The sequence below is a fragment of the Actinomycetota bacterium genome, assembly GCA_019347575.1.
GTDB lineage: Bacteria > Actinomycetota > Nitriliruptoria > Nitriliruptorales > Nitriliruptoraceae > JAHWKY01.
In genome coordinates this window covers 41,276-59,531 of the sequence record JAHWKY010000015.1, presented here as the reverse complement: position 1 = coordinate 59,531, position 18,256 = coordinate 41,276, and the positions used below count along the sequence as shown (strand labels likewise).

Here is an 18,256-nt window from a genome sequence, read left to right as displayed (position 1 = left end):
GCTCTCCTGTGTAACTAGCCCCTCACGGCTAGAGGTAAACCGACCCCAGCGCAGGAGTGACCCCAAGTGCGACGCTCGACCACAGCCCTCATGGCGACCGGCCTCGTCGGCGCCCTCTTCATCGCGGCCCCCGGCCTCGCCGGCCCCGGGAACGGCGGCAACGATCCTCAAGGGGCCAAGAGCCCCGAGAAGGACACCGTGCCCGCCGATTGTCCTGAGGGCGGCACGGTCGAACTCAACGGCGACCTCCTGCTGTGGCCGCCGAACCACAAGTACTCCGACTACACGGTCACGGCGACCGACGACGACGGTGACGACGTGATGCTCGGTACCTCCGCGTATCACGATGAGTACGTCGAAGCCTTCATGCCAGCGCCGCCGACCGAGGAACCATCCCAGCAGCCTGAGCCCGGCGAGGAAGAGGTCGGCGCAGGCAACACGACGGATGACAGTCGTCCTGTGCTCGATTTCGACAGCGGTGATCCCGCCGTGACCACGCACGAGCTCCGGTCGGAGCGCAGCGGGCGTGGTGACGGGCGCACCTACACCATCGAGTTCAACGCGGATTCCGGCGACTGGAGCTGCGACGGCGAGTTCCTCATCGAGGTGCCACACGACATGCGGTCGGACAAGGCCCCGCCGAAGGAAGACAAGACCGACTCCACCGGCCCGAACCAGGACGACTGAGAGTTCAACCACTCCGACGGAGCCCGGCCGTGAGGTCGGGCTCCGCTACGTTCGGGCGCCCCGTGACCCCTCCGCTCAACTCCGTCCTCGCGGCCACCGCGGTCGCCGCGAGCCTGGCGCTAGCCCTCTCCGGCTGCGCCGCCCCGCAGGCGCCTGACGAGCCGGTGACGGAACGCAAGACCGAACTCGCCGAACGCCCCGCCCCGCTCGCCGCGGACGAGGCGCCGACCGAGGCCCCAACGACACCGGCAACGGCGACCGAACCAACCACGCAACCGACCGAGCCGCCTCCGGACGCTCCGCCAACCGAGGCGCCACCACCCACGACGCCCGACGCCCCGCCGCCCACCCAGCCCGGTGACCCGACCGAGCCCGCCCCGACACCCTTCCGCGCGATCGGGCAGACCAGCGACCGCGGTGGCGACCAAGGGCTGGAGGGTCCGGGCTACTCCGACCTCGTCACCGTCACGATCGAGGACAACGGCCAGGAGGCGCGGGTGATCGTCGACGTCGCCGCCGACCTGCCCGCCACACTCAGCGAAGGCGAGGTGATGGGTGTCGGCGTCAACATCTCCCGCGACCCCAACGCTGGGGAGAGCGACTTCCAGCTGTTCGCCGACGGTGGCTCGGACGGTTGGTTCGCCTACCTGCACACCCCTGATGGGTTCATCGACTACCCGGGCCAGTTCCGCCTCGGCGGCAACCGCCTCGTCTTCCAGGTGCCGTGGGTCTCCATCGGTGGCATGGCGAGCGGCGGGTTCGACGCCTTCATCGACTGGTCGCAGGAACGGACGCTGCTCAACGCCGCCGCCTCCGACCGCGCCCCGAACGCCGGCCGCGCCACCTTCACCCGCTGACCGCTGCCGCCCCGCCCCCCGACCGCCACGACGACGTTGAAGAGTTGAGTACGTCTGCGTGCACTCAACGCTTCAACCTCGCTCGCGACCTCGGTCCCGCAATGCGAACGCACCCGCGACCGCCGCCCCGAACGCCGCCGCTCCCAGCCCCGCTCCGGTCGTCGGCAACGGCGGGGCGGGCGGGGGTGCCGGCGCCCCGCCACCGCTGTCGCCACCCGAGCCACCATCTGGCGCAGGCAGCGCGAACGGGGCGACGACGAGCAGCTCGGTGTTGCGGTCAGTGGACTCACCGATCGCTCCGGCGGCGCTGCCCTGGTAGTCGTTGTACGACAGCTCACGACCGATCGCGGCCAGGCCCAGCAGGTCGTAGGGCCCGACGGCCGTCTGCGGCGGCCCGGCGTGGTCGATGATGGTGGTGAAGATCGAAAGCGTCCCGTCACGGTTGTCGGTGACCTCGAGGATGCGTGCCTGCTGCGGGGGATCGATCTGGGCCGAAGTCGTGATGTCCCAGAAGCCCCGCACGGGATCGTCGTGCGGGTGCACGACGATGCGGTTGAAGTGGCTGTGGCCGTTCACCCACAGGACCACGTTGGGGAAGCGCTGGAGGAGCTCGACGAGGGCCGCCCCACCCGCCAACGGCTGCGACGCGTCGAAGCTCGGAAGCGGCATCGACGCGGGGCGGTGGTGGCTGAAGATCACGACGAGTTGGTCGTCGTTGCCGGTCGTCGCGACCGCGCCGCCAGCGTCGTAGTAGCGCGAGTGGACCTCGACGAGGCGTGCCTCGAGCCACGCCATCTGTTCCGGCGTGATCGATCCCTCCGAGGTCGCCGGACTGGTCGTGTCCAGCGTGATGCCGCGGATGCCCGGGACGACCTCGAAGATGTAGTAGAGCGTTCCGGCGTCGAGGTTGTCCTCGGTGAAGCCGTGCCCGACCGGGCCGGGCGTCGCGGGGGAGTCGAGGTGGGCGCGGATGTACGCACGCGCATCGATGAACGCCCGCTCGGAGTCCGCGGCGACGGGGCGGACGACACCCGAGGCCAGCGCGTGCGTCACGACGCCGGGATCCTGGTTCTGCAAGCCGCGCCAGAAGTCGCCCGGCGCCCCGCCCGGCGCCAGCACCTTGAGCGGCCCGATCGCGATCGACTCGAACAGCGGGTTGGGCTCGACGTTGCCCTGCACGAGCGCGTCGTGGTTGCCGTACGCCGTGTACCAGGGCATCGGCAGGCCGACCGCCTGGATCGGGTTGCGGATCGCGTCGATGGCGCCGGGGAAGTCGGGGAAGCCGTAGACGTCCTTGTACACGTCGCCCCGCGGGTCGTCGATCGGCTCGGGGTGGTAGTAGTGGGGGTCGTAGAACTCCGGCTCGGCGAAGGTCTGCACGGACTCGACGACGTCGGCCGAGCCGCTGTTGGGCGTGAACTCGCCACCATCGTGCAGGGTCATGTACCAGCGCAGTTCGTTGGTCTGGATGTTGTCGAGGTTGTCGCCGGTCGCGATGGCGAACGACACCTGGCGCCCCGTCACCGGACCCCGAACGACGTCACCCGCGCGGCGGATCAGTGCCTCGACGACGTGGGGGACGAACGCCTCCTGTGGTCGCTGGGCGGCGCTCACCGGGTTGAAGTCGGTGGGCTGATCCGCGGTCCGGTCGAAGAACTCCACGCGAGCCGGGCTCTGGCAGTCGACGAGCTGGTAGTCGGTGAGGTGCAGGAACGCGGCCAACGCGACGCGTCGGTCCTCACGCCCCGACCTCGCCTCGGCGAGCTCGGTCCGCACCTCGATCGGCCACCCGGGCCCGAAGGTCAGCGGGAAGTAGGGGCCGTCGCCGCCCACGGTGGTGATGGTGCGCTCGAGCGTCGTACCGGATGGGTCGAAGACCATCCCGCGTGTCTGCGCCCACGCCTCCCGCCCCGCACGCCCCGTCAGTGGCACGGCCCACGCGGCCGCGGACAACGTCGCCGCGCGGGCGATGAACTCGCGCCGGGTCAGCGGACGACGTGGACGTTTCCGAGGTGAGGTCACGGGGCGGTCTCCGACGCTTCGCGGTTGCCGCACCGTAACCGCCGACGCCGTGCTCGGCCGGTTGCGCGCTGACCGTCGACGTGTAGCGGGATGCGAGGTCGTGGAAGCGAGGCCCCATGCCCGACTCGCTACCCTCGCCCCGGCCTCGGCGGGGTAGCCAAGTGGTAAGGCAGGGGCCTGCAAAGCCCTTATCACGGGTTCGATTCCCGTCCCCGCCTCTCACCCGCGTCGGTACGTGCGACGCCCCGCCTGTCTCCAGGCGGGGCGTCGGGTCTGGCCGTCGCGACCGCGGGATCACCCGGTCGTGCTGGTGTCCTGAGGAGCGGTCGTGTCGCTGGTGTCGCTGGTGTCGCTGGTGTCGCTGGTGTCGGTGGTGTCGGTGGTGTCACCGGTGTCCTGGGTCGTGTCGCCCTCGATGACGGTGTCACCTTCGTCGCTGCCCGGTTCGATGATCGTGTCACCACCGTCATCGGGATCGACCTGCTCCTCGATGTTCACGTCGGTGTCCCCAGGAACGACGTCGGTGTCGCCGTCGCCGTTGAAGAACAACATCCAGCCGAGGAGCACGATCACGAGGAGCGCCACCAACACGGCGATGATCGCGCCCATGCCCGGACCGCCTCGGTCCACGTAGACCTCGCGTTCGGTGTGCTGGGGATGAGCCATGGTCGGGTCTCCTGTCTTCCGCCGGCCGGGTCGCGCTTCGACCCGAACTTCGTCAATGACGGTACGGCGAGCTAGGCGCCTGGTACGGGCGCACGTCCCGACGAAGGGCGGGGAACCACGGACCGTGACCGGACGAACGACCACCCCTACGCCCGGCGGTTGCCTCGCCGGCGAAGCGTGAGCGTCCCGCCTCAGCCGCGCTGGGGGAGCGGCATCCAGTTCTGCTGACGTTCGCCGATGTACTCGGAGGTGGGACGGATCAGGCGGTTGTTGCCCTGCTGCTCGAGCACGTGAGCGGTCCAGCCGGCAGCCCGGGAGGCGGCGAACAGCGGCGTGAACAGGTCCCGCGGGATCCCCATCGCCGTGTAGAGCGGCGCCGAGTAGAAATCGACGTTGATGTACAGACCCTTGCGATCGAACACGACCTCCTGGACCCGCTTGGCCTTGAGGAACAGCTCCTCTCTTCCTGCGGTCGTGGCGAGCTTCTCGGCCCAGTCCCGCAGGTGCGGTCCGCGGGGATCCTCGGTCTTGTAGACCCGGTGACCGAAGCCCATGATGCGCTCCTTGCGAGAGAGCTTGTCGTCGATGACCTGCTCGACCGCGTCGACCGAGTCGATCGAGTCGAGTAGCTCGGCGACCTTCTCGTTGGCGCCCCCGTGCAGGGGGCCGCGCAGGGTCCCGATGGCGGACACGATGGCGGAGTAGATGTCCGACAGCGTCGCCGCCGTGATCCGTGCCGCGAACGTGGAGGCGTTGAGGGTGTGCTCGGCGTGCAGGACCAGCGCGCAGTCCATGGCCGCCACGGCGTCCTCGTCGGGCTGTGTGCCGAGCAGGCCGTGGAGGAGGTTGCTCGCCACGCTCGCGCTGGGATCCGGCGTGATGGGCTCGTCGCCGCTGCGCATGCGGTGGAAGGCCCCGATGAGGCTCGGGATCTTGGCGATGATGCGGTAGGCGTGGTCGCGAGAGGATGCGAGGTCGTCGGCGTCGTAGGTCGGCACACCTTCGCCAGCTGGCAGCGCCGAGACCCCGGTCCGGAGTGCCTCCATCGGCACGGTATCGGGGGGCAGGATCCGCAGGACCTGCAGCACGTTGTCATCGAGTTCGGCGTTCTGGCCGAGGCGCTTGCGGGTCGCCTCGAGTTCCGCCTCGGTGGGCAGGGTGCCTTCGAGGAGGAGGTGGCAGATCTCCTCGAAGGTCGCGTGGCGGGCGAGGTCGTCGATGGCGTAGCCGCGGTAGACGAGCATGCCGCGCTGACCGTCGATCCACGACAGCGACGTCTGAGCTGCGACGACGCCTTCCAGACCACCGGCCATGACTCGCCTTCCGCGGGACGCGCCGCCGCGCGACGCCGATCCGGCGGCCGAGCGGCGGGACGGGAACCGATCGACGTTCCCACGCCATCGTACCCCTGCCGGTCCACGTGAACGGTTCGATGGCCCTCTCGTAGGTTGGGTACGCTCTGCGCCCCCGGGGTGTTAGCTCAGCTGGCTAGAGCGCTTGCTCGACACGCAAGAGGTCGGGGGTTCGACTCCCTCACACCCCACCGTCGCGCCACCGTCGCCCTCCCGCACCGTCCCGAAGTCGATGTGCCTGTGCGCTCGGTCATGACCGACAGAACCGGTGCACGGACCTGATCGGCGGGCGGTCTGGGGGTGCCAACGCAGCTGGTCCGTGCGGTCTTCGCGCACGTGGGAACCCCCTGACCGTTCGGCCGTTGGCCTCACGACCGCGCTCGGGGGGTGAACGCCGGGGGCGGGGGGACAACGCGCCAGCCGGGGGTTGGCGCTGCATCGCATCGCCGCGTACGTCCCAGCGGCGTCTCCAGCACACACGACCCGCTGACGCGGGCCGCCCTGCGGCGCGCCCGTTGGAGGACATCCCACATGCCGGACCCGACGCCGGACATACGCGCCTGGACCGACACCGCTGGTTCCTGGACCGCCCCGCCGGCACTGCGCCACCGCCGTCTGTCCCTCCGTATCGTGGGTGCCGGTCTGGGGATACTGGCGCTCGGGGCGTTCACGGCTCCGGCCCCGGAGGGACGCGTGCTCGCAGCCGCCGCCGAGGAGATCGCGGCGAGGCAGTGGTCCGGTGTCTCCTGGGGACCAGACCTGGAGCTGCACCGCGAGCGTGCCGCCGTGACACGACGGCTCGAGACCGCGCGACGCGGGGCGAAAGCCGGTCAGGCGGCGGCGAAGGGAGAGGCCGGCGAGGCGGGTTCGGCTGCCCAGTCCCGGAAGGCCGCCCCGCCGCCGGTGTTCGCGGTCGTCCACGGGCAGGAACTGCTGTTGCCCGCTCGGAAGGCGATCATCGTCGGTTTCCACGAGGCGTCGTACCCCGTGGCGTTCCCTATGGCTCCGGTCGGCAACCTGCTGGTCGACGACAACGTCGGCAAGTTCAACGTGGTCCCCGCTGTCGCGGTGCCGGCCGCTGCCCCCAACTACGTGATCATGTCCAGCCGAGGTCGGCCACACGCCGCGACCTCGGCGGTCGACATCGTCCCCGCCGACGGGGAGCCGGTCCTGTCCCCCGTCACGGGGACGGTGGTGCGGGCCGAGGCGTACGACCTGTACGGCAAGTACCCCGACAACCGCGTCGAGATCGTCCCCGACGGGCGCCCCGACCTGACCGTCACGATGCTGCACGTCTGGAAGCTGCGCGTGAAGCCGGGGGAGCGGGTGATCGCGGGCGAGTCGGCCATCGCGAAGGCCGCCACCAAGTTCCCGTTCAACTCACACGTCGACGTCTACGCGGGCGGGCACCCGCCTCACGTGCACATCGAGGCCAAGATCAACCGCTGACGCGGGCTCAGCCGCCGTAGCCCTCGTGGACCTCGTCGAGGGTGAGCTGGGTCGGTTGAGAGACGACCGGCGCGTCGCGTTCGACCTCCTCGCCGGTCAGGGCCGTCCACCACCAGCGCAGGCCGCGCGGCGGGTTGCGGTGCCCGAGGCGGTCGAACGGCACGTCGGTGCGGTCGAGGAACACCAGCTCGCTCACGGTCCGGTCGACGACGGCGCGGACGTCGTCGTCGCGGCCGTAATCCGCACGCAGGAGCGTCACGACGTCGGACTTGGTCTGGGCGCTGCGGTAGCGAGGGGAGGCCGGGTGCGTGTGGTGTGCCAGGCGTTGCCGCACGGCGTCCCACAGCAGCCGCTGCCGGGAGAACCAGTCCCAGGCGTACGCCGGTGGTCCGCTACGTGCCATGCGGTGAGGATAGGGCGCGTCACGTAGACGGGGCGGCCTCCGAGGTCTCCGTCAGCGGCTCCTGCTCCCGCCGCCGGACCTCCCGCACCAGCAGCCATCCGGTCAGCAGGATCAGCCCGAGTGGCAGCCACAGCGGCATGATCACCGTCCGGCCGGTGCGTTCCACGATCGTCCCGCCACGCCAGGTCGCGTCGGCGCTGACCTCGACGAGGGCGCCCGTCTCCGGCACGGTCACCCACGGGGTCTCGATGCTCGCCGCCTGGCCCGGTTCGAGGTCGAACGATCCGGCTGGCAGCTCCCAGGTGCTGCCCAACAGGGCCTCGACCGTGAACACGACCTCGACGCTGGTCGGGCGCGACGTCTCGTTGCGGACGGACGCCCGGATCGTGGCGTTGCGCGGCAGCAACTGCAACGGGGCGTGGAGTTCGAGCTCACTGATGCGAAGGCCGGGCTCGCTGCCCGGGTCACCCCGAGCATCGACGAGGATCGCAACCCGGAACGACACCTCGATGCCTGAGCCTTCGCCCTGGGCGACCTCCTCGGCGACGAGCGCCCCGAGGCCCCCAACCGTGGCGTCGGCCGGCCGAGCGATCTCGAACGGGATCTCGAGGCGCTGCTGACCTGGCAACGTCACCTCGCGGCTGTTCCCTCCGTCCATCGAGATCCATGCACCGACGCCCGTGGGTTCGGCGCCGAAGCTGGCGACGCCGGTGCGGCCCGTGTCGGGATCCTCGCGCGCGTCGGCCGCGAAGACCCGGAACGTGCGGGTCTCGTCGGTCTTGTTCGTGAGCGCGACCGCGTCCCGGACCGCGGTTCCGGGTGGGATCGCCGCGTCGAACGTGCGGCGGATCTCACCGTCGACCTCGAGCGGGGTCGGCTCGAACCGGAACGTGTCGGTCTCGCCTGCCCAGGCCGGGAGCGTGCCGACGAGGAACGCGACGAGGGCCCCGGTGATGAGGCCTCGTCGCGCGATCCGTCGCCGTCTTCCCCTCGTCGGATGACCTACGGGGCGTCCTCTGCTCGGCCTACTTGTCGATGAGCGTGAACTCCAGCCTGCCACCGTAGGTGCCCGCATCGAAGGAGGTGAGGTCACCGACCACCAGTTCCGCCACCGTGTTGTAGATGCCCGTTTGTCCCAGCAACGCGGCCACGTCGAGGGTCACGGTCATGGTGCTGCGGAGCTCCGCGACCACGGTGTCGAGTTCCGAACTGAGGAGCGGCAGCGTGCCGCCGGCGTCGAGGATCGCCTGCCGGATCGCTCCGTCGATCCCGGCCTGCGAGAAGATGTCCTCGGAGACGAGGTCGGCGGGGCTGAGGGTCAGGGCACCGTCGGCGATGAGGTCGAAGATGGTGGCCTCGAGCGCTGCGAAGTCGAACGTGTCGTTCGGGTCGCCCGTCTGCACGCCGACGGGGGTCGGGGTGGTGGCCCCGGCGCCGCACACCGGATGCGCCAGCGGCGCGGCGAAGGCGCCACCGGCACCGTTGGCCGCGTCGAGCGGCAGCGTGTTGAGGAGCTCGTCGAGCGCGACGTCGAGCTGCTGGCCGTCGAGCGTGCCGATCAGCGGGTCACCCACGGTGAGGCCGGTGAGCGAGGCGATCGTGCCGCTGACCGTCCCGGTCAGCGTGAACACCGGCTCAGCGAGCGCGCTGACGTCACCGAGGGCGAAGGCGTCCTCGGCCGGGAAGCCGACCGACAACGTCCCCGACGGGATGAAGTCTCCGGGCTCGGTCCCGCACACCGGGGTCGTCCCGTCGAGCGGGTACAGGTTGGACATCGACGCGTTGAGTTCGTAGCCGACGTTCTCGTAGAACAGGTCGGTCACGTTCGCCAGGAACGGCACCTCGCGGGCGGTACCCAGCTCCACGGAGGTGAACGCCCCGCCGCCCACGGACAAGATCGTCATGTCACGGGAGCCGGCGATGTTGACCACGGTCAGATCCGTGGAGGAGGTCTCCTGCGCGATCGCCCCGGACGCGATGGCGACGGTGGCAGCGGCGATGATGGAGGTGGTGAGGAGGTGGCGCTTACGCATGGGAAGCTCGCTTCAGGGAGTTGGTTGACTTGAGCACGGCGGTTCCGAGCGCGACCAGCGCCGTAGCGATCACGGTGAGGTCTCGCGCCGAAGCGCCGGTGCGGGGGAGGGGTTCATCGGGACTCGCGGACGGGGCGTCGGGCCCGGCTGGCCCCGAGTCGTGGGGAACGGTGACGAATACGTCCACAGTCTGCGCGTTCTGCGCGGCCGCAGGCGTGGCGAGGATCAGCCACGGCCCGAGCGCGATGCACAGCACACACACCAGCAGGTGTGTGCGGTGGCGGTGCAGGGCCTGGGTCACGCGTGGATCCTCCGTCCCACCTCTAGGTGGTTCTTCGGTAACTGTCGGCGACGCGAACGGGCGGCGGTATGGACCGAACGAGGGGTTTCACGGGGGTCCGGACGGCCTAGTCCAGACTTGCGGTCGCACGCTAGAGATAGGTTAGGCTTCCCTAACCTTGCCCCCTCGGCGGCGGGTACCGACCTGGAGGTCCCACGCGATGACACGACGACTCACCGGCGCGTTGCTGGCAGCTGGGATGATCCTGACCGCGGCGTGCGGCACCGACGACGGCGGCGGCGTCCGCGAGATCGACGGGGGCGGCAACGAGACCGGATCGCAGTCCGGCACCCACACGGGGTCGCAGTCAGGTACCCACACCGGCTCACCCACGGGGACCGGAACGAGCTGACCAGATGGGACCCCGACCACCGGCGGGCCGGCGCCAGGACCACGCGCCGACGGCGACGGCGAGCCCGATCCACGCCCCGTGCCTGACCCACGTGCCGACGCCCGGTCGGACGTAGTCGGGCAGCAGCGGCTGACGGACCTGGAAGATCGGGTCGCCGATAGCGGCGAAGTCCACGATCACGGTCACGTCGCCGTTGAGGGCAGAGACCAGGAACCACGCCCAGGTGACCGCCCCGAAGGCCCCGAGGGTCCACACGACCGAGCGCGCGACACGCGACCGGGCGGCCCACCACGCGATCGCCAGCACCAGCAGTGGGAGCACGACGACGACCTGACGCCCGGGGAACCACCACCCGTGCATCGTCAGCGCGACGAACGTGGCCACGAGCCAGCCGACGAGGGTCGGCGCCGCGATCACCGCCCAGCCCCGTGGCCGCGACCTCGCGAGCGCCGCCAGCGCCGGGACGACCGCCAGCCATGCCGGCTGCCACGCGGCCAGGCCGAAGTGGCGGTCCACCAGCAACCCGATGAGACGCTGGCTGCGTGCGGCGTAGCGAGGGCGGGTGCCGACGACGGTCAGCTCGCCGCCGGCCTCGCGGAAGAACTCGCCCGACGCGTAGACGGTCCATCCCCCGTACCAGGCGAGGTGGGCGACCGCGTACGTGAGTCCCACTAGCGCCAGCATTGCGGACCAGCCGATGAGGGCGCGCCGCGCACCGCGCCGGTGGAGCTGCCACGCCCCGATGGCGACGAGGACGGCTGCCACCGGGACGTACTTGACCGACAGCCACGGCAGCCCGATCGCCGCGAGGACGAGGGCAGCCTGGCCACCGCGGTGGAAGGGGCCGAGCAGCGCGGCAGCCGCAACGGTCACGGCTAGCGCGGCCGGCAGCTCGGGGTAGACCTGCGTGCCGTAGGCGGCGAGCGGGGCCGTGGCGACGAACAGCACCACGGTCGGCACCACCACCGACAACGGGAGGTGGAACCGTCGCACGCCGGTCCACACCAGCAGCGCCGCCAGCGCGCCCGCGACGAGCGCGAGCGCCAGCTTGGCGGCGAGCCATCCGCCGAGGCGGACGGGACCCGCGAGGAGCGCGGGCAGCAGCGGATCGTGGGGGACGACCATCGTCCCGTCGTCGCGCTCCGCGGCCTGGACCTTCAGGCGCTGCTCGTGGAACGGTCGGTAGCGCTCGTCGGCGACCTCGTCGCGGACATCGAGGGAGGCGTCCTCACCCAACGAGATGGCGGTGAGCAGGTAGTGGGGTTCGTCCCCGGAGGTGTGGTTGCCGTAGGTCGATCGTGCCCACGCCCCCGGCAGGACGGCGGCGACGGAAAGGACCGCGGCGAGCAGCGTTGCCACGGCCAGACGGCGCCGCGACGGCTCCTGACCGGTCACAGCGCCGCGGACCGCCGGATCACGAGGATCCAGGTCAGCACGCCGGACAGCGCGATCAGGATCAGCGACGCGATGCTCGCGTCGGCGACGAACGCGTCCTCCGCGGCGACCCAGATCCGGGTGGCGAGCGTCTCGAAGCCGGCCGGAGCCAGCAGCAGCGTCGCGGGCAGCTCCTTCATCGTCGAGAGCAGCACCAGACCCGCGCCCGCGAGCAGGCCGGGTGTCATGAGCGGCAGCTCGAGGGTCCAGAGCCGGCGCATGCGCCCCGCGCCGAGCGAGCGCGCGGCGTCCTCCAGGCGAGGCGGGATACCGGCGACCGCGACCTGCGCGGTGCGCAGGGCCTGCGCCCCGAAGTGCACCACGTAGGCGAACACCAGCAGCGACATGGTCTGGTACAGGCCGCGTAACGGCCCCGGTGTGCGGAGGGTCCAGAACGTCAGGGCGAGCGCGATCGCCAGACCCGGCAGGGCGAACCCGCCGACCACGACCGCGTTCGCGACCCCCCCCGTGCGGCTGGGGCGGCGGACCGTCAGGTACGCGACCGGCAGCACGATGATGACCGCTACCACCGCGCTGACCACGCTGACGACGGCGGTGTTGACCGCCGGAGCGACGAGCTGCCCCACGTCCGCAGCGACCGCGCTCGCCCGCCCCGATCCACGCACGAGCCCACGCACCGACCAGAAGGTGAGCACCGCCACGGGAGCCAGCAGCGCCAGCCCGACCGTCGCAGCGACGACCGCGGTCGCGACCGCACGCCACCTCCCGAGCTCCAACCGCAGTCCTCGGACGGCACGCGGCCCCGCCGAGACGGTCGGCCCCTTCGTGATCCCGCGCTCCGAGGCCGCGATCAGGATGGCCAGAAGGCCCAGCTGGAGGCTCAGCGTCAGCGACGTGGCGGAGTCGAAGACGCGGGTCTCGAAGATCGCCCGCGTGAGCGTGTCGTAGCGCAGGAGCTGCACCGCGCCGAAGTCGCTGATGGTGTAGAGGAACACGAGCAGCGAGCCGGCGAGGACGGCGCCGCGGATCTGTGGCAGGACGATGCTCGTGAAGACTTCCAACGGGCGCCGTCCCAGCAACCGGGCGGACTCCTCGAGCGACGGCGAGAGTTGGTCGAGCCGGGCCGCCACGGGGAGGTAGACGTAGGGGAAGGTGAGCAGCGTGAGAACGAACGAGGCGGCTGCGTAGCCCCGGAACTCGGGTAGGCGCGCCACGCCGAGCGGCGCGAGGGCACCCTCGATCAGGCCACCAGGGGCGAACGCCGCCAGTAGCGAGAAGGCTCCGATGAACGACGGGATCACGAGGGGGAGAGCGAGCAGCACGCGCCACAGACGTGCGCCCCGGACGTCCGTGCGGACGACGAGCCACGCCGACAGCGTGCCGATGACGGCTGCGGCGATGGTGACGGTGATCCCGAGCAACAGGCTCCGCGCCAGAGGTCCGAGGGTCGCGGGCGAGGTCGCGAGCCGGACGAAGTCACCGCCCCGCGAGAGGTTGCGGATGACGAGGAAGCCCAGTGGCGCGGCGAACAGCAGGGCCACTCCGCTGGTCACGGTGGTCAGCCAGGCCGCTGGCCGCCCGGCGCGGCGCGGGGGGGTCGGTGCCTCCGTCAGGAGGGTGGGGTCAACCGGAGAGGCCACTCTGCGCGATCAGGTCGGTGGTCGTCGCCAGGTCGGACAGCGCATCGACGTCCACGTCCGGTACCTCGAGCGATCCCAGCGGGGGCAGCTCCTGCGACGGTTCCACCCCGGCAGCGAGGGGGTACTCGAAGGTCTCGTCGGAGAAGTATCGCTGCGCCTCCTCGGAGAGCAGGAACGACGCGAAGCGGTCACCTCGCTCGCCGTCGTCGGAGCTGGCGAGGATGCTCACGCTGGAGGTGATGAGCAGAGCGCCGATGTCACCATCGGGGAGCACGTGGTTGCGGCTCGGCAGGTCGGGGTCCTCCTCGAGGAAGCGGAAGTTGTAGTAGTGGTTGACCAGGCCGAGCTCGGCCTCGCCCCGACTGACGGCGTCGACGATGGCGTTGTTGTTCGGGTAGACGCGGGCTCCGTTCGCGGCCATGCCCTCCAGCCACTTCAGCGTGCGGTCGTCGCCGTACTCCAGCCTCATGGCGGTGACGAAGTCCTGGAACGAAGCGTTCTGCGGGGCGACCGCGATGCGTCCCTCGTACGGTGGCTCGGTCAGCTCGAACACCGAGGAGGGCAGCTCGTCGGGGTCGACGAGGTCCTGGTTGTACACGACCACCCGTTGCCGCCCCGTCACGCCGACCCAGGTCCCATCGCCAGCGCGGAAGCGCTCGTCCACGCGTCCGAGAAGGTCCTCGTCGAGCGGGGCGAGCAGGTCACGGCCGGCGAGGAACCCGACCGCCCCCGGGCTCTGTGACAGGAACACGTCTGCGGGGGAGTCGGCACCCTCTTCCGCGATCAGCAGGGCGAGCTCACCGGAGTCTCCGTAGCGCACCGCGATGGGGATCCCCGTCTCCTCGGCGAACTGGTCGAGCAGTGGTCCGACCAGCGAGCGACCGCGCCCGGAGTAGATCACCAGCTCGTCGGCACCTCCGCCGCAGCCGCTGGCGGTCACGGCGACGAGCAGGACGATCAGCGACGCGATCGTGCGACGGGCATGGCGCATCTCACACCGCCTCCTTGAGTGGCTGGACGGACTCGACCTGACGGCGGACGATGTCAGCGAGGTCGGTGACCGGGACGAAGCCGAGGAGCCGTCGGCACCGGGTCGTGTCGGCGAGGGTCGCAGGAGGTTCCTCCCCGTCGGCGGCGACCACCCTCACCCGTGGCTCCTGGCCGAGCGCGGATGCGATGCTGGTGACGATGTCGCCGAGTCGGTGTGCGACCCCGGTCCCGATGTTCAGCGTGCCGGTCACGCCCTGGTCCACCATTTCGATCAGCGCTCGGACGACGTCGCGCACGTCGGTCACATCACGACTCCGTCGGGGGCTACCGATGACGGTCACGGGCTGTCCCCGTCGTACCGCCTCGATCCACCGCGCGATCGCCATGTCGGGGCGCTGACCCTCACCCGCCACGGTGAACGGTCGTGCGACGGCGACGCGGCCGCCCTTCGCAGCGCGTTCGACGCAGAGCCTCTCCAGTGCGACCTTCGACGCGGCGTAGCCACCTCGGGGGGCGACGGGGTCGTCCTCGCGGGAGGGTCGCGGGACCGAGGTCCCCCTGGCGCCGCCGTAGACCGACGACGAGGAGGCGACGACGACGGGCGTGGCCAGCGGCGTCGCAGCGAGGACACGGGCGCCTGCGAGCACGTTGTCACGGATGCGGTGCCGCTCGATGTGCGGGGCGTTGTCGCGGACACCGGGGCGGCCGGCGAGGTGGATGACCGCATCGCACGTCGCCAGCGCCGCGATGCTCGCGGCCGACGGGACCGCGAGGTCGTCGACCAGGGCCCGGCCGGGCCCGGCACCCCCGCGCCGGTCGATCGCGGTCACCTCATCGCCCCGTCCCACCAACGCCGCGACGACGTGGTGCCCGATGAACCCAGCCGCGCCGGTTACGACGACGTGCATCCGTCCCCTCGCTGGCTTCCGGTAGGCGCCGCTCCCTGGCTAGGGTGCGGCCAACGAGTTAGGGCAGCCTAACCGAACCAACGTGGTGAACCGAAGCGGCGCCGGTACGGGCAGTTCCGTGGGGTGGCACAAGGAGACGGAGGACGGCGTGTCGGACGGGTGGCGTCGGTGGCGCGGGGGGCTGGTGGTGGCCTTCGCCGCGCTCGCCGCCTGGTGGGTGCTCAGGACGGTCGATGGCGCGACGCTGAGGGAAGCGGGGCGCGCGATCGTGGCCGCACCCCTGGCGACGGCTGCCGTGCTGGGCGTCTACGGCATCGCGTTCCTGCTCCGTGCCCTCGCGTGGTGCCGGGTCGTCCCGGGGTTGCCGCTGGGTCACGCCACCGCGGCGATCCACGTCACTCTCGGAGGCAACCACGTCCTGCCGCTGCGTCTGGGCGAGCCGCTGCGCGCGGCCAGCGTCGTCCGTCGCGTCGGCGTACCCACCGCCACGGCCACGGCCTCGACGGTCACGCTACGGGCAGCGGACGTCGCGGCCCTCGGCCTGCTCGCGGCGGTCGCGGGACCCCGGCTCGTGGGCGGAGCCGTGGGGCGGTGGGGCTGGCTCGCCGGGGGACTGGCCATCGTCGCGTTCGCGGTAGCGGCGGCAGGCATCGTCTGGCTGCGGCGGCTGTCCCGGGATGCCCAGATCCGCCTGCCGGGAGCCGGGGTCGCACTGCTCACGGTCGGTGCCTGGGTCCTGGAAGCGGTGGTGGTGTGGCACGCCGCGGCGCTCGTGAACGTCCACCTGAGCCCCGTCGAGGCGGTCGGGGTCACAGCGGTCACCGTGGCCGCCCAGCTCCTGGCCGTCGCGCCGGGGGGGTTCGGCACGTACGAAGCCGCGGGGACCGCGGCCCTCACGGCGCTCGGTGTGGACGCCCCGACCGCTCTCGCCATCGCGCTGGTCGCCCACGCGCTCAAGACCGGCTACTCGCTGGTCACCGGGGCGGTCGCCCTCGTGCTGCCCGCGCCGGGGATGCTGGGGCGACTCCGCCTCCCTCGACAGCTCCGGGCACGGTCGACGGCGCCCCCATCCGCCGATACCGCACCGGTGGTGCTCTTCCTCCCGGCTCACGACGAGGAAGCCACGGTCGCGAACGTCATCGCCCGCGCCCCGGCGGAGGTGTGCGGACGACCCGTGCGCGTCCTCGTCATCGACGACGGATCGACCGATGCCACCGCCGCGCGAGCGGCTGCCGCCGGTGCGGAGGTGGTCTCCCTGGGAACCAACCGGGGCCTCGGTGCCGCCGTGCGCGTCGGCCTCGCCGAAGCTGTCCAGCGAAGCGCCGCCGCCATCGCCTTCTGCGATGCCGACGGCGAGTACGCACCGGAGGAACTCGAACGACTGGCCTCACCCGTCCTCGAGGGGACCGCCGACTACGTCGTCGGCTCGCGCTTCATGGGCCGCATCGATCGGATGCGTCCCCATCGCCGCCTGGGCAACCGCCTCCTGAGCCTGGTACTGAGCTTCGTCGCACGTCGGCGCATCACCGACGGACAGAGCGGCTACCGGCTGCTTTCGGCCGAAGCGGCCCGCGCCACGGTCGTCGCACACGACTACAACTACGCGCAGGTGCTGACCCTCGAGCTGCTCCTCAAGGGGTTCCGCTACCGCGAGGTACCGATCAGCTACGGCTTCCGGAGCGTCGGTCGGTCCTTCGTGCGCCCGGTCCGCTACCTGCGCCACGTCGTGCCTGCCGTGTGGCGCGTGCTGAACGATCCGGCCGTACTCGCGGGTCGAGGGGCTCAGTCCTCGACGATGTGATCGCGGAAGCGCGCGCGAGCTCGTTCCCACACGCCGTGATCCACCCGCCCGTCGAGCAGCAGCGCATCCGCGGCCGCCCACGCCATCGCCAGGGCGTGGTGGGCGTTGTCGTGGGCGAACAGACCCTGACGCCCGAAGGTCAGGATCCTCGGTTGACGCTCCAGCCACGCATCGAGGGGCTCGAACGCGTCCTCCCAGCCGACCTCGTAGATGGGGTAGGCCGACGGGAGACGCACGGTCGTGATCGCCGATGGGTCCGGTCGTGCAAGCCCGGCGCGCGTAAGCGCGTCGATGACGACCGCGGCGAGGTCGTCGTCCGAGGAGGTCCAGAGGTCGTCGCCAGCGTCGCAGGGGATCTCGGCGCACAGGACGGTCCGGTCGCTGGGGTCGCCGTGACCTCGAGCATCGCGGTAGTTCATCGGCTCGGAGATGCGCGTGACCGGTGTCCACTCCTCGGGGAGGTAGTGCGCGTCGAAGGGCGTGTACTGAGCCATCGGGAGCGTGAGGTAGACGAGCACCATCGCGCGTGAGCGGAGCCGCGCCGCAGCGGCGAGGACGACGGGGGGCGGGGCCGGACGGAGCATGCCGGCGAGTGCTGGCATGGGGATGGTCGACCACACGGCGTTGCCCTGGACATCGCCGTCCGTCGTGCTGACGGTGACGCCGTCGCCGTCGATCTCGACCGCTTCGGCCGAGGTGCCCAGACGGATCTCGGCGCCGTCGGCTGCCGCCGCCTCCGCGAGGGCCTCCCAGAGCTGGCCGTAGCCTCGGCGTGGGTACAGGAACGTGCGCCGCTCGGGGTCGCGTCCGGCGACGACGCGGCGGATCAGCTTGCCTGGTGTGTCGGCGCTGACGCGCCGACGGGCCTGCTCGCCGCTCAGTCGATCGGGCTCCACACCCCACAGCTTCCTCGCGTACGGGAAGTAGAAGCGTTCGCACATCGTCGGGCCAAGACTGGCTCGCAGTCGCTCACTGAACGTGTCCGATCGAGCCGACCGTGCCCACGCCGTGCCCGCCTCCAAGGCCGTGCGCACGGCGAAGCCCGGAGGGAGGTTGCGCAGGGCATCACCCGGTGTGAGGGGGAACGCCAGCCAGCGCTCGGCCAGCCGGATGCGCCCGCGTCGAGGCCGGCGTTGGAGGTCCTCGCCGAGCAGTCCGCGCAGCGTGTCGAGGATCGCGGGTTCGATGCTCGCGTGCAGACGGTGGCTGCCGTGGTCCACCCGCACCCCATCGACCTCGAAGCTCCCGGCGGCCCCTCCGACCCGGTCGGCTCGTTCGAGGACGGTCACGTCGTGGCCGCTGCGGGCTGCGCGGTAGGCCGCACCGACGCCGGCCGGGCCAGCACCGAGGATGATCAGGTG

Annotated in this window: 17 protein-coding genes and 2 tRNA genes; 7 read left to right on the top strand and 12 right to left on the bottom strand. The window is 71.2% G+C overall.

Going from position 1 to position 18,256, the window contains the following annotated elements:
- The first annotated feature begins 66 nt into the window (after window positions 1–66).
- The gene (locus KY469_11935) at window positions 67–687 is read left to right on the top strand and encodes a hypothetical protein (protein ID MBW3663800.1); all 621 of its coding nucleotides are present in this window, start codon (window positions 67–69) and stop codon (window positions 685–687) included.
- A 29-nt stretch (window positions 688–716) separates the two neighbouring features.
- Window positions 717–1,544 carry a hypothetical protein gene (locus KY469_11930; GenBank protein MBW3663799.1) on the top strand — a complete coding sequence of 276 codons (828 nt, stop codon included), beginning with the start codon at window positions 717–719 and terminating at the stop codon, window positions 1,542–1,544.
- 72 nt (window positions 1,545–1,616) lie between these two features.
- On the opposite strand, the gene KY469_11925 is transcribed toward KY469_11930, so the two are convergent.
- Window positions 1,617–3,566, bottom strand: coding sequence for a TIGR03767 family metallophosphoesterase (locus KY469_11925; protein MBW3663798.1), 1,950 nt, complete (start codon window positions 3,564–3,566; stop codon window positions 1,617–1,619).
- Window positions 3,567–3,713: 147 nt separating this feature from the next.
- Between KY469_11925 and KY469_11920 the strand changes: the two genes are divergently transcribed.
- Window positions 3,714–3,784, top strand: a tRNA-Cys gene (locus tag KY469_11920).
- 76 nt (window positions 3,785–3,860) lie between these two features.
- Here KY469_11920 and KY469_11915 read toward each other — a convergent pair.
- On the bottom strand, window positions 3,861–4,232 hold the full coding sequence (locus tag KY469_11915) for a hypothetical protein (protein MBW3663797.1): 372 nt from the start codon (window positions 4,230–4,232) through the stop codon (window positions 3,861–3,863).
- A 191-nt stretch (window positions 4,233–4,423) separates the two neighbouring features.
- Window positions 4,424–5,545, bottom strand: a complete 1,122-nt coding sequence (locus KY469_11910; GenBank protein MBW3663796.1) for a citrate synthase — start codon at window positions 5,543–5,545, stop codon at window positions 4,424–4,426.
- A 156-nt stretch (window positions 5,546–5,701) separates the two neighbouring features.
- Between KY469_11910 and KY469_11905 the strand changes: the two genes are divergently transcribed.
- Both KY469_11905 and KY469_11900 read left to right on the top strand, forming a co-directional pair.
- Window positions 5,702–5,775 (top strand) — tRNA-Val (locus KY469_11905).
- Window positions 5,776–6,115: 340 nt separating this feature from the next.
- On the top strand, window positions 6,116–7,033 hold the full coding sequence (locus KY469_11900) for a M23 family metallopeptidase (GenBank protein MBW3663795.1): 918 nt from the start codon (window positions 6,116–6,118) through the stop codon (window positions 7,031–7,033).
- Between the two features lie 7 nt (window positions 7,034–7,040).
- Here the strand turns inward: KY469_11900 and KY469_11895 are convergent, their stop codons facing one another.
- From KY469_11895 to KY469_11880, 4 genes are read right to left on the bottom strand one after another with little or no spacing between them, the layout of a single operon-like run.
- Window positions 7,041–7,436: a hypothetical protein gene (locus KY469_11895; GenBank protein MBW3663794.1), complete on the bottom strand. Its 396-nt coding sequence runs from the start codon at window positions 7,434–7,436 to the stop codon at window positions 7,041–7,043.
- 19 nt (window positions 7,437–7,455) lie between these two features.
- Entirely contained in the window at window positions 7,456–8,496 is a 1,041-nt protein-coding gene (locus KY469_11890) for a DUF916 domain-containing protein (protein ID MBW3663793.1), read from the bottom strand.
- Complete coding sequence (locus KY469_11885; protein ID MBW3663792.1) at window positions 8,462–9,469, bottom strand: hypothetical protein; 1,008 nt, start codon at window positions 9,467–9,469, stop codon at window positions 8,462–8,464. Before KY469_11885 ends, KY469_11890 begins: the two co-directional genes overlap by 35 nt.
- Window positions 9,462–9,770 carry a hypothetical protein gene (locus tag KY469_11880; GenBank protein ID MBW3663791.1) on the bottom strand — a complete coding sequence of 103 codons (309 nt, stop codon included), beginning with the start codon at window positions 9,768–9,770 and terminating at the stop codon, window positions 9,462–9,464. Before KY469_11880 ends, KY469_11885 begins: the two co-directional genes overlap by 8 nt.
- 199 nt (window positions 9,771–9,969) lie before the next feature.
- On the opposite strand from KY469_11880, the gene KY469_11875 reads away from it, so the two are divergent.
- Entirely contained in the window at window positions 9,970–10,161 is a 192-nt protein-coding gene (locus tag KY469_11875) for a hypothetical protein (protein MBW3663790.1), read from the top strand.
- Here the strand turns inward: KY469_11875 and KY469_11870 are convergent.
- The 4 genes from KY469_11870 to KY469_11855 all read right to left on the bottom strand — a co-directional run bounded on the left by KY469_11870 (window position 10,135) and on the right by KY469_11855 (window position 15,094).
- On the bottom strand, window positions 10,135–11,556 hold the full coding sequence (locus KY469_11870) for a hypothetical protein (GenBank protein MBW3663789.1): 1,422 nt from the start codon (window positions 11,554–11,556) through the stop codon (window positions 10,135–10,137). The genes KY469_11875 and KY469_11870 overlap by 27 nt on opposite strands.
- Window positions 11,553–13,109 (bottom strand): iron ABC transporter permease, encoded by a 1,557-nt coding sequence (locus KY469_11865; GenBank protein MBW3663788.1) that lies wholly within the window; start codon window positions 13,107–13,109, stop codon window positions 11,553–11,555. The genes KY469_11870 and KY469_11865 overlap by 4 nt, the downstream gene beginning before the upstream one ends.
- A gap of 70 nt (window positions 13,110–13,179) precedes the next feature.
- Window positions 13,180–14,187, bottom strand: a complete 1,008-nt coding sequence (locus KY469_11860) for an iron ABC transporter substrate-binding protein (protein ID MBW3663787.1) — start codon at window positions 14,185–14,187, stop codon at window positions 13,180–13,182.
- A 1-nt stretch (window position 14,188) separates the two neighbouring features.
- Window positions 14,189–15,094 (bottom strand): NAD(P)-dependent oxidoreductase, encoded by a 906-nt coding sequence (locus KY469_11855; GenBank protein MBW3663786.1) that lies wholly within the window; start codon window positions 15,092–15,094, stop codon window positions 14,189–14,191.
- Between the two features lie 118 nt (window positions 15,095–15,212).
- Here KY469_11855 and KY469_11850 point away from each other — a divergent pair, with 118 nt between their 5' ends.
- Entirely contained in the window at window positions 15,213–16,895 is a 1,683-nt protein-coding gene (locus KY469_11850) for a flippase-like domain-containing protein (GenBank protein MBW3663785.1), read from the top strand.
- Here KY469_11850 and KY469_11845 read toward each other — a convergent pair.
- A complete protein-coding gene (locus KY469_11845) occupies window positions 16,877–18,253 on the bottom strand; it encodes an FAD-dependent oxidoreductase (GenBank protein ID MBW3663784.1) in 1,377 nt (458 codons plus the stop codon). The genes KY469_11850 and KY469_11845 overlap by 19 nt on opposite strands.
- Window positions 18,254–18,256 lie beyond the last annotated feature (3 nt).

What these genes read in the sequence shown, in the direction of transcription:
- KY469_11915 (MBW3663797.1), bottom strand. Translation starts at nt 4,232, where the DNA reads ATGGCTCATCCCCAGCACACCGAACGCGAGGTCTACGTGGACCGAGGC.
- KY469_11910 (MBW3663796.1), bottom strand. Translation starts at nt 5,545, where the DNA reads ATGGCCGGTGGTCTGGAAGGCGTCGTCGCAGCTCAGACGTCGCTGTCG.
- KY469_11900 (MBW3663795.1), top strand. Translation starts at nt 6,116, where the DNA reads ATGCCGGACCCGACGCCGGACATACGCGCCTGGACCGACACCGCTGGT.
- KY469_11895 (MBW3663794.1), bottom strand. Translation starts at nt 7,436, where the DNA reads ATGGCACGTAGCGGACCACCGGCGTACGCCTGGGACTGGTTCTCCCGG.
- KY469_11885 (MBW3663792.1), bottom strand. Translation starts at nt 9,469, where the DNA reads ATGCGTAAGCGCCACCTCCTCACCACCTCCATCATCGCCGCTGCCACC.
- KY469_11875 (MBW3663790.1), top strand. Translation starts at nt 9,970, where the DNA reads ATGACACGACGACTCACCGGCGCGTTGCTGGCAGCTGGGATGATCCTG.
- KY469_11860 (MBW3663787.1), bottom strand. Translation starts at nt 14,187, where the DNA reads ATGCGCCATGCCCGTCGCACGATCGCGTCGCTGATCGTCCTGCTCGTC.
- KY469_11855 (MBW3663786.1), bottom strand. Translation starts at nt 15,094, where the DNA reads ATGCACGTCGTCGTAACCGGCGCGGCTGGGTTCATCGGGCACCACGTC.